This window comes from Halorubrum sp. B53, from assembly GCF_059752395.1.
On record NZ_MWTH01000004.1, the window covers coordinates 116,476 to 126,331 of the forward strand.

Here is a 9,856-nt window from a genome sequence, read left to right on the forward strand (position 1 = left end):
GGACTAACGCTCCATCTACGTCACGATTAGCACGGAATCGAGAGCTGCTTTCACCTTCTCTTTCTCTTCTTTCTAGTTATAGTTACTAGCTAGCTAGTAGAACGCACCTCTATCGACTTGTTCTCACGACATGCCTGCCCTTCATTTCCCTCCTGATTTAGTATATGAATATGGATTGAGAAATCAGGAGATAAAGAGCGGGTTTGGACATCTTATAGGTACCATGGCGGGACGTCTTGTCATTCCCTCTGTTCCCCGGCAAACTACTCTACACTCTCCCCTATCGATTTGTCTAATACCCATCCCATCTACCGAATACAGTAAGAATCGAGCTAATAAAGACCGATCCGGTCGAAGGACCTCATCCTGATGTGCCATCTTCTCGTGAGTTTCTCGTGATCAACTCTCCCCTCCCCACCCTTACTCGCCAGAACAAATCGATAGGGGTGGGTGTGTGGTCCTGTCGACACGGTCGCGATAGATGCAGCTGATCACGTATAGAGCCGACTCCGTGCTCAATTTCGGAATCTTCTCTCTATTGGTTCGATACTGGTCTTCCGTGGATGACTTCCCGCTGAACAAATCGATAGAGGTGACCCTCCGCATGCAGGTGGTTTCGTTGAACAAGTCGATAGGGGTGCGTCTCCCTAGCTACTCGATCGGGTTCAGAGATCTCGATATCTGGTCCCCTGTATTAGCAATGCTACCGTACACAGCCAGTCGATTCAGTCAATTCGCTTCAAACCGATGCGTATTTGAGCGAAACGCTTTTTATGCATTATTCGAATGCTGTGGTAATGAGTACTTCCGACCACACACCAGGCGACCTGGAGTCCGTTCGAGAGCGGCTCAACGTCGTCACCCAGGAGACGCGATTCGTGCTCCTCCAGGACATCCTGGGGCATCCGGCGGAACTGCCGACGCTGAAGGAACTCGACTACGTCAACCCGAGCAAGAGCCAGACCACGATTCGTCAGCACCTCCAGCAGCTCGTTGACGCCGGCATCGTCGAGGAAGTGCTCCTACCCGAGGACCGTCGGCAGAACGACCTACCGTACAAGTTCTACGGGATCAGCGAGAGTGGTCGGCAGTTCCTCGCAGAGCACAAGCTCCTCCGGGCACAAGACACGCTCCGAGAGATCTACGACCGAGTGGAGAAGACCGACGACATCAAACGATACGAGACTGCTCCGCGACCAGAGCGCTAACAGCTTCCGTCTTTCACTTCGCAGATGGGGTGTCCTCCGAACAACTGGCCATCCGACTGAGGTACTATTCGTCTACTCGTCCGGATTCACTGGGGATCTGTACTTTGACTTGACGCGATCGCCTTCCCGCCACTGCCAGTAGTAGTAGCGGTTGTCGTTGATCTCCTTGATCGTGATCGTCGCTTTCGAGGGGACGTCATCGGGAAGATCGTCGGGGCGCTCGTCGATCTCGTCTTCCTCGTCCGCTTCGGCAAGGCGGGCCTCGCGCTCGCGATACTCGGCGAGGTCCTCGGCATAGCGGGCAACGTCTCGGAGCAGCTCGGGTGAATACTCGTTGAGTGTGTCGATGATGTCGGTGGGGAGGTCCGCTGGGGGCGTCGGTGGCTCGTAGGACATGGGCCGATCTCTGTTAACCAACACAAACGCAAGGAGCATAGTTTTGTTGGTTAAATCCGTAACCAACCGCTCACAACGGTCTTACAGCAGCTGTAACACTACTCAAAACTCTCTATCAATGAGTTTCGTCTGATGTTACAGCCCTCCGAGGATCCTCGAACGCTGGGCGATCCTACGAGTTCGAGGGGAGTCGACCATCAGGTCGTGGGACCTGCCCCTGTTTGATCTCGTGATCGACTCGCCGGAGGTGTTTACAGCCGCCCTCGGGCGTTCGTTTCCGCCAATCTGGGCAGGTACACGACTCGCTGATCACATCCACTTCGTATCGATTCCCCGATGCTGATTGGACCTCGTACCGGCCACCTTTTTCGAGCAGCGAGACGGCCATCTCTTCGTCGACGGCGCGTCTGGTTCGCGGCTCGAGGCCGTCGGTCTGGGTCGAGTGCTCCGTGACGACCATCCGGTCGCGAACGTCGCCCGTTCGGCCACCGTCCGGAGCGACGGCTTCCGCAGGGCCACTGAGCCGCTCGTGGAGCACTTCCTCCACCGGATGGCCTTCCGGCCACAGGTACTGGACTTCCCGACGCTCGCGATGGTTGTAGGAGCCACAGGCGGCAGCACTCCCGCTCCAGACACGCCACGCCCCGAGGGCGGCCATCACGTCGACGATGATCTGCGGAACGGTCTCGTACTCGTCGGGGTAGAAGATTCGAAAGCGGGTACACTCCTCCTGCAGCGGAACGGTCTCCCACCACTCGATGTGGTCGCCCCAGCTGTCGAACATCGCATCGTCTTCTCCGTATCCGACGGTCACGCCGTCGATCTGCGGCACGTCCATCGACACCTCGTCTGCCTCGCCTTCGAGCAGTCGGAGCACGGCGTACCGGAGATACTCGTGTTCCGGATGGTCGGTCGACTGGGCGATCTGGTCGTGGTGTTCTGCGACTCGCTCCGCCTCCTTGAGAACGGTAGTTAGGTACTGGTCGGTCATGGGTCGATGGAGACGGGAGTGCGCCTCCGCCCCTCGGCGGGCGCTGATAAACGCAACCAACGAAGACCCGTATTAGCGTTCGACTGTTGGTTAACTGGAAGGGACCACGAGTTCAGCCCTCGGCGACCGTCCCGATAATCTCCTGGGCGGTCGAACTGATCCGACCGAGCCGATCCTGGATCACTTCCGCATCGTCGTTCTCCCACGCGGCGAGGTAGAATGCCGACCCGCTCGTGTCCAGTCCGAGAAACCGACCCACGATATACGCGACGGCTTCCGCTTCGACTTCGCGTTTCGCTCGCTCGGTGTCGTCGTCGACGTCGAAATGCAGTAGTGCGTGAGCGTACTCGTGAATCAGCGTGACGGCGAGGTCGGCCTGATTCTCGCGAGCTTTCGCCTTGACGACCGGCTGGAGGTCATGGAGGCTCCGGTCCTCACAGATGCCCATCGCGTCACCATGCTCCCAGTCGTCGGCCTCGACGATACGAACCGTCACGCCGAGGTCCGACGCTGCGTCGGTCAGTGTCGGAACCAGGTCCTCGGCTTCCCCGGTTGCCTCCGTCTCCAGTTCGGGAAGCGGCTCGCCGTCGGTCTGGGACACGTCGAAGACAGCTGTGGGTTTGAATCCGACGAGTCCTTTCGACCACTCCTCGGGCGGCGTCTCGTCGTATTCACACTCACTGTCCTCGTGGTAGCTGGGCGAGTTCTCGCACTCCGGGCACTGCTTCGCGATGATCGGTGCCCAGATCCAGATCGCCTGTTCGCCTTCCTGGACGTACCGGTCGAACTCGTTCCGCCAGGTGTTGTAGCCGGCGACCTTCGTCGCTTCGGGACACTGGAGTTTGATGAGCAGCGTGTTGCGATGGGAGTAGTCGTGGAAGCGACTCTGGACGTCGAGCCACTCCTGAAATTCCTCGCTGGCCTGGGCCTCGTCGACGTCGTCGACGAGCTCGTCGATCCAGGCTTCGATGGTACTGTGCATCTCGTCGTGCCGCGTGTCAGTCTCATCGAACGAGACCGACGAGTTACTGGCTGTAGCCATTGTATTCACCGAATCGAGTTCACGGCGAGTGCGTCAGTTCAGACGCGCCGCACCCCTCGGGGGCGCACAACAAACGACGGTGCTCCTGAGAGGGATATCGGGGCCGCTATCGGAGGCTGGGATTAACAATCGGTGCGAGAATACCGTCGAGAGCATGGGATTCGTCGATGTGCTTCGCGGGGTCATTGGAACCAGCACGGCCGTCACGGCCACGCTGTATGAGTGCCGCCACTGTGGCACGACCCTCTCGGCAGATACTGAGACGTGTCCGACCTGTGGTGGCGAGGACGTCGCCTGCTACCGATTCTAAGGAGGTCTTGCTCGGACCGCTGCACTCGTTGTCGGCACTGCTTGTGTGGTCGTGTCCGTTCAGCCCCCCTCGGTGTGAATGGGGGGATCTGGTTATCGGAGCGCTGCCTTCTCGTCAGCGAAGCCGACCGTGACGAGATATTCGAGGAACGAATCGAACTGGTCGACATCGCTCGGCGTGTCCGTCGCGAGGTGTCGTGCCCACTCGATCGCCCACTGGAACGCGGGATCGGTCCCGCCCTTACCATGTATATACCACCAGCGGGCGGCCTTCAGGACGACGAGCGGATTCGTCGGCGGTTGCTCGCTTGCGAGTCCACGAGTGATCGACTGGATTTCCTCGGGTACCTCAGCAGGGTCGACCTCGCCTGATTGCGTGTTCGATACGTCGACTGGAATATCGTCGATCGAGACATCGTTCGGGCGCTGTTGTTGACTCACGGAAAATCACCTTCTCGGAGGGCTTTCTGGATCGAGCCCTCGCCCTCTCCGGGGCGCGAAAAACCAACTCGTAGCGTCACGCAGGTGGGAGGTAGACGCTCTGCTCGCCGGCGATCTCCTCGAGGGTGTTTCGATGCCGGTGCGCGAAATAGCAGTCGTAGCTGCAGTAGCCACAGAGAGCGCCAGTATCGTATTCGGCGACGAAGGGACCGCGCCGGGTCGTCCAGACGTTCGCTCCGCAGTCGGTACACGCAGCACTCTCGAGATCGGTCGGTGACGGCCCCTCGTACTCGATTTCCAGAGTGTCGTTATGTAGTGTCGAGTCGGGCCAGACACCGTGAGAATGCCAGAAGGCCTTGATGCGGGCGAGACTGTGTCGGACTGTCTTCCGAACTGTGACGTGGGAGGCGTCACGGCCACTATCATCCCAGCCGTCAGCCGTCCAGAACTCCCCGAACTGCGCGCCGCGATGTAGCCCGTTCCAGTCGACGCCCACAATGTCGGCTGGTGGCTCGTCGGTGAGTGTCGGCCGGGTCAGCTGTCGGATGGCTTCGAGTTGTTTTGGTGGGCTCCCGCCGAGGATATGGACGCGCCGACCGCGCCAGTCGGCCGGATCAGAGAACTCGTGGGCCAACCGGTCGGCGTACCCACGCGAATAGCCAAGAACGAGATCCTTGGGAATTGCGTCGATCACCGCTTGGGACTTTGGGACGATGATGAGCTCGGCCTCGGGATAGCTGGCCTGAATCTCACGAGCAGCAGCGACGTGGTCATCGACGTCGCCGCGTTCGTAGATGTCGCCGATGACGCCGACCTGTGGTTCGTGCTCGAAGAACCGATCGACGAACCGATCCAGATCGGGGTTCCGAAAGTCGTTGTCAAGCATCCCGACGGGGAGGGTGAGATTCTGATATTGGTTCTCCTGATACCCGCAGTCCTCCCGAAAGCCGGGAAGGAAACCGAGCTTATAGGCATCCAGAGTGAACGGGGCTCGATGGAGGAACGCCACGATGTCGGCTTGTCTGGCGGCAGCGATGTCGCTAGCCGTTCTGGAGTCTGTACTCACGAGGGACATGATTGGCGTCACGAGGCCGCTGTTGGCCGCCCCGCGCCCCTTCAGGGGCCTGAAAAACCGAGGCGCAGTCTGTTAACCAACAATGGGGAAACCCACGCGGAGCTTGTTGGTTAATAACAGAGCTTACTCTTCGTCCTCACGCAGCTCTTCAGCCTTCCACTTGAGCCGGCGCAGAATCTGCGTCCGATTCTGATGGGCGTTCTCGTAGGCAACGCACTCCTGGAGGGTTTCCATATCCGGGATCGTCGCGATACCGGCCTTGATCAGGCGTGTGTTCGGTGCTTCCAGACGCTTCTCTGGAGGGAATTCGTTACTCTCTTCGTCGTCAGTAGTCTCCATCTCGAAGAGCCTCCACCCCTTTGGGGCCGACACAAACAACTCTCCGGACGATAACGCTCTACCTCTAATAGGGATGAAACCGATACAATAGTTACCGTAATGGTCATCCCCAGCGAGTGTTTACAGGCCCGTATGGAGCGAAAGACTATCTCAGTCACCGGGATGTCGTGCAACGGGTGCGAACAGAACGTGGAGACCGCCCTGCGAAACCTCGATGGTGTGAATCGGGTTGAGGCCGACCACGAAGCTGACACGGTCGACGTGGTCCTTGAGGATGGAGTCGCAGACGACGATGTGAACGGGGCAATCGAACAGGCTGGCTACGACGTAGTGGCTTAATCGGCCGTCACTCGACCGTCTTCCCGCTCGCCGTCGGTACGTTCTTTTAGAGCGAATTCGGTGTTGACACCCTCGCCGGAGAGGAGTTGACCAGCGAAGCTGTTGGCGAGGACGGCTGAGACGGACAGCACCATTGCGAGCATCGCGAACACCGGGTGAACGAGCCCCGTGGTCGCGGCGGCGACGCCGACGCCGTTGAAGGCGAACGCCGTCGCGAGATTCTGACGGGTCTTCCGGTAGCTCTCTTTCCCGATCTCGTAGGCGTCCATCACGCCACCAAGCCGGTCACCCATCAGGACGATATCCGCCGACTCGATGGCGATGTCGGTCCCAGCGCCGATGGCAATCCCAATATCCGCCTGCGTGAGTGCGGGGGCGTCGTTGATGCCGTCGCCGACCATCGCAACGCGGTGGCCGGCTTCCTGCAGGCGACCGATCTCCTCGCGTTTCTCGTCGGGCAACACGTCGGCCATGACGCGGTCGATGCCAACCTCCTCGGCGACCGCCTGTGCGGTACGTTCGTTGTCGCCGGTGATCATCACGGGCGTGATGCCGGCGTCTCGCATCCGCTGTATGGTCGCAACGGCGTCGCTCTTGACCTCGTCACCGATACCAATCAGACCGAGTAGGTCACCGCCACGGACGACCCCAGAGACGGTGAGGCCGCGGCTTTGGAGTCGCTCAATGTCGTCGCCCCCTTTCGACAGGTCAATTCCCTCGTCGCTAAGCCATCCCGGTTTCCCGACCAGCACGCCGTCGCTGGCCACGGTTGCCCGGACGCCCTTGCCGGTCACGGAGTCGAAGGCGTCGGGATCTGCGTACTCGACATCTTGCTCGTCAGCGAACTCGAGGATCGCATCAGCGAGAGGATGCTCGGAGAAGGCCTCTGCACTGGCCGCAGTCGTGAGTACATCCACCTCGTCGGTGTCGAACGCGACGACCTCACTGACGGCGGGTTCGCCGACGGTGATGGTGCCAGTTTTGTCCAGCACGATGTGGTCGACGTCGGGAAAGATCTGGAAGGCGTCGCCGGAGCGCATCAGAATGCCGCGGTTCGCGGCCTTTCCGCCGCCCCGGATGAGGGCGAGCGGCGTCGCCATCCCGAGCGCACACGGATAGCCGAGGACGAGGACGGCCAGCGCCGCGAAGGCCCCGCGCTGGACGTTCGGACCTCCGCCCCACGCGAGCGGTGCGATCACCCAGAAGAGGAACGAGAAAGCAGCGATCGTCAAGACGCCCGGCACGAAGTACTTGAGGACGCGGTCGGCGAGCTGAATGATGCCGGGTTTCATCGCCTGCGCCTCCTCAATCTCGCGGGCCACCTGGTTCAGGAACGCGTCCTCGCCGGTTGCAGTTACCTCGATGAGCAGCGTCCCGGTCTCGTTGACGCTGCCGCCGATCACCTCGTCGCCTTCGGCCTTCTCCTCGGGGATGGACTCGCCGGTGGCAACCGACTCGTCGACTGTGGATTTACCCTCGACGACCTCGCCGTCGACGGGGATGTTCTCGCCGGGCTTGACCCGGACCTGATCACCGATGTCGAGGTCGTCGACCGGGACCTCCTCGACGTTACCGTCATCACCGATACGGCGTGCCGTATCGGGCTGGAGGTCGAGAAGGCCTTGGACGGCTTGGGAAGCCCGTGTACGGACGATGAGGCTGGTGTACTCCGAGAGGATGTGGTAGGTGGTGATGAACAGGGAGACGGCGAAGAAGTGGACGGTCGGGAAGCTCGGGAAGACGAACAGGCCAAGCAGTCCGCCGACGAGCCCGGCGAACGCGCCCGCTTCCAGGAGCACGTGCTGATTGAAGATCCCCCGGCGCAGGCTCTGGAACGCCTTCTGTTTGATATACCGTCCGGGGCCAAACATCGTCCCGAGCGCCAGCCCCAGCGTCACCAGATCCATCGCGAGCGATGCCGACTCGAAGCGTCCCTTCACGAGAATCATCCACCCCATCAGGGCAGCGACTACCATAGATGCACCGCCGGCGAGGAGGAGGCTTCGCTTCCCGTCGGCGAGTTCGGCCTGCTGTTGCTCGTACCGCTTCGCCTTGTCCGGGTCGCGGATGGTGTACCCGAGATCCCGGAGCGTGTCCTTCACCTCGACCTCACTCAGCAGGTCGTCGTCGTATTCGACGAGAACTTCCTCGTGGGCGAGGCTCACGTCGACGTCTTCGACGCCGTCGGTCCGGCTGTAGGCCTTTTTGATGCTTTCGGCACAGAACGAGCAGGACATCCCCCCGACGTTGAATTGTTCGTGTGTCGTTCCCATCTTGCCTGTTGGTTATCGTGCGACGCGGATAACCATTACGACAAAAGTTATAGCGGTTTCGAGATACTAATACTGCTGTCGGGAGAGTGGCGTCACTCTTACTATTGTCGTCCGCTTATGTCGTCACAAGAATGGCGCTCCTCGAATCTGATGTGCCGATTCGTGAAGTCGTGACGACGGATCCGGAGAAAGCGAAGGCACTGGAGAACGACGTTCGGGCGAAGATCCTCGATATGCTCGCGACCGATGAAATGACGATCGAGGAGATCCACGACGAGTTGCACCGTCGCGGCGAGGAGAAGGCCGAGACGACAGTGCGTCACCATGTGAACGTCCTGAAGGATGCGGGGATGGTGGAAATCGCTCGTCTGGAAGAGGCTGGTGGAGGGACACGGAAGTACTACAAGTCGAACACGCGAGTCTTCTCCTACGATCTTCCGGAAGGCGCCGACAATAACCTCGCGCAGGCGCAGTCTACCGCGTCCGAAGAATTGACTGCCCTCATCGAGACGTTGTATGCGGACCACGGTACCGAGATTGAGGCGGTTGCCCGCGAAATGAAGCCTTGCGAGTACTGCGACACCCAGCATTACGAGGAGTTCATCGTTCGCGAACTCCTGAACCGTGCCCTCATCGAATTAGGCGAGAGCGGCACGCTCGACGATGTGTTCTCGACCGAGGACTGACGCTCACTCGATACAGCAGCTCATCGTCGATGTGTCCCTACGGAACGCCTGGCAGGCGTGTTTGAACGCCTCGCTGAACGTCGGGAACGGGTGGACGGTGTCGATGATGTCGTCGACAGTCAGTCCGAACTTCACCGCCAGCGTGGCTTCCATGATCATGTCGGCGGCACGCGGCCCGACCATGTGGACGCCGACGATCTCGTCGGTTTCGTGGTGCTTCACCACCTGGACGAGTCCATCCGTGTTCTTGACGGCCTTTGCCCGAGGGACATCTTCCATCTGAACCGTCCGGCAGGAACAGGTACCGTGTTCGTCCATATATTCGCGTTCAGTTGTCCCAACGGCTGCTACCTCGGGACTGGTGAACACAACTGCTGGCACTACGTCGTAGTCGATGCTGACCCCCTCGTCCCCGAAGGCGTTCTTGACGGCGTGATTGCCCTCCTTGGCGGCGACCGTCTCCAGTTCGGGCTCGCCGATCACGTCCCCCGCCGCGTAGATGTCGGAATTGGTCGTCTGGAAATGCTCGTCGACGCGAATCGCCCCATCGGATTCGGTCTCGACGCCGACTGCTTCCAAGCCGATGTCCTCGTTGTTGGGCTGGACGCCGGTCGCGACGAATAACGCCTCGGCGGTGAACGCTTGCTTCTCGCCCTCGATGACAGTCTCCACCGCGACGCCCTTCTGACCAGGGTCAGCACCACTGTCGGTAGCCACATCCTGAACCTGCTGGAAGTCGTTACTGGTCACGACGTCG

Annotated in this window: 11 protein-coding genes; 3 read left to right on the forward strand and 8 right to left on the reverse strand. The window is 60.2% G+C overall.

Annotation, left to right across the window (positions count from 1 at the left end):
* Positions 1-797 precede the first annotated feature (797 nt).
* On the forward strand, positions 798-1,208 hold the full coding sequence (locus B4V06_RS03390) for a helix-turn-helix domain-containing protein (protein WP_271932959.1): 411 nt from the start codon (positions 798-800) through the stop codon (positions 1,206-1,208).
* Positions 1,209-1,280: 72 nt separating this feature from the next.
* Here the strand turns inward: B4V06_RS03390 and B4V06_RS03395 are convergent, their stop codons facing one another.
* From B4V06_RS03395 to B4V06_RS03420, 6 genes are all read right to left on the reverse strand, one after another.
* Complete coding sequence (locus B4V06_RS03395; RefSeq protein ID WP_271932960.1) at positions 1,281-1,604, reverse strand: DUF6788 family protein; 324 nt, start codon at positions 1,602-1,604, stop codon at positions 1,281-1,283.
* Between the two features lie 172 nt (positions 1,605-1,776).
* Positions 1,777-2,595 (reverse strand): hypothetical protein, encoded by an 819-nt coding sequence (locus B4V06_RS03400; RefSeq protein ID WP_271932961.1) that lies wholly within the window; start codon positions 2,593-2,595, stop codon positions 1,777-1,779.
* Between the two features lie 112 nt (positions 2,596-2,707).
* Positions 2,708-3,637, reverse strand: coding sequence for a M78 family metallopeptidase domain-containing protein (locus tag B4V06_RS03405; RefSeq protein ID WP_271932962.1), 930 nt, complete (start codon positions 3,635-3,637; stop codon positions 2,708-2,710).
* A gap of 402 nt (positions 3,638-4,039) precedes the next feature.
* Positions 4,040-4,387, reverse strand: coding sequence for a DUF8013 domain-containing protein (locus B4V06_RS03410; protein ID WP_271932963.1), 348 nt, complete (start codon positions 4,385-4,387; stop codon positions 4,040-4,042).
* A gap of 76 nt (positions 4,388-4,463) precedes the next feature.
* On the reverse strand, positions 4,464-5,462 hold the full coding sequence (locus tag B4V06_RS03415) for a DUF6610 family protein (RefSeq protein ID WP_205252789.1): 999 nt from the start codon (positions 5,460-5,462) through the stop codon (positions 4,464-4,466).
* A gap of 123 nt (positions 5,463-5,585) precedes the next feature.
* Complete coding sequence (locus B4V06_RS03420; RefSeq protein ID WP_144928047.1) at positions 5,586-5,801, reverse strand: DUF8129 domain-containing protein; 216 nt, start codon at positions 5,799-5,801, stop codon at positions 5,586-5,588.
* 132 nt (positions 5,802-5,933) lie between these two features.
* Here B4V06_RS03420 and B4V06_RS03425 point away from each other — a divergent pair, with 132 nt between their 5' ends.
* Positions 5,934-6,140, forward strand: a complete 207-nt coding sequence (locus B4V06_RS03425; RefSeq protein WP_205252790.1) for a heavy-metal-associated domain-containing protein — start codon at positions 5,934-5,936, stop codon at positions 6,138-6,140.
* On the opposite strand, the gene B4V06_RS03430 is transcribed toward B4V06_RS03425, so the two are convergent.
* Complete coding sequence (locus B4V06_RS03430) at positions 6,137-8,413, reverse strand: heavy metal translocating P-type ATPase (protein WP_271932964.1); 2,277 nt, start codon at positions 8,411-8,413, stop codon at positions 6,137-6,139. The two genes, B4V06_RS03425 and B4V06_RS03430, sit on opposite strands and share 4 nt — an antisense overlap.
* 131 nt (positions 8,414-8,544) lie before the next feature.
* Here B4V06_RS03430 and B4V06_RS03435 point away from each other — a divergent pair, with 131 nt between their 5' ends.
* Complete coding sequence (locus B4V06_RS03435; protein WP_205252792.1) at positions 8,545-9,099, forward strand: ArsR/SmtB family transcription factor; 555 nt, start codon at positions 8,545-8,547, stop codon at positions 9,097-9,099.
* 3 nt (positions 9,100-9,102) lie between these two features.
* Here B4V06_RS03435 and B4V06_RS03440 read toward each other — a convergent pair.
* Positions 9,103-9,856: oxidoreductase dimerization domain-containing protein (locus B4V06_RS03440; protein WP_498167463.1), on the reverse strand; the 754-nt coding region annotated here is incomplete at its 5' end.

Coding starts and splice junctions, on each gene's coding strand:
- B4V06_RS03390 (WP_271932959.1), top strand. CDS start 798: ATGAGTACTTCCGACCACACACCAGGCGACCTGGAGTCCGTTCGAGAG.
- B4V06_RS03395 (WP_271932960.1), bottom strand. CDS start 1,604: ATGTCCTACGAGCCACCGACGCCCCCAGCGGACCTCCCCACCGACATC.
- B4V06_RS03400 (WP_271932961.1), bottom strand. CDS start 2,595: ATGACCGACCAGTACCTAACTACCGTTCTCAAGGAGGCGGAGCGAGTC.
- B4V06_RS03405 (WP_271932962.1), bottom strand. CDS start 3,637: ATGGCTACAGCCAGTAACTCGTCGGTCTCGTTCGATGAGACTGACACG.
- B4V06_RS03415 (WP_205252789.1), bottom strand. CDS start 5,462: ATGTCCCTCGTGAGTACAGACTCCAGAACGGCTAGCGACATCGCTGCC.
- B4V06_RS03420 (WP_144928047.1), bottom strand. CDS start 5,801: ATGGAGACTACTGACGACGAAGAGAGTAACGAATTCCCTCCAGAGAAG.
- B4V06_RS03425 (WP_205252790.1), top strand. CDS start 5,934: ATGGAGCGAAAGACTATCTCAGTCACCGGGATGTCGTGCAACGGGTGC.
- B4V06_RS03430 (WP_271932964.1), bottom strand. CDS start 8,413: ATGGGAACGACACACGAACAATTCAACGTCGGGGGGATGTCCTGCTCG.
- B4V06_RS03435 (WP_205252792.1), top strand. CDS start 8,545: ATGGCGCTCCTCGAATCTGATGTGCCGATTCGTGAAGTCGTGACGACG.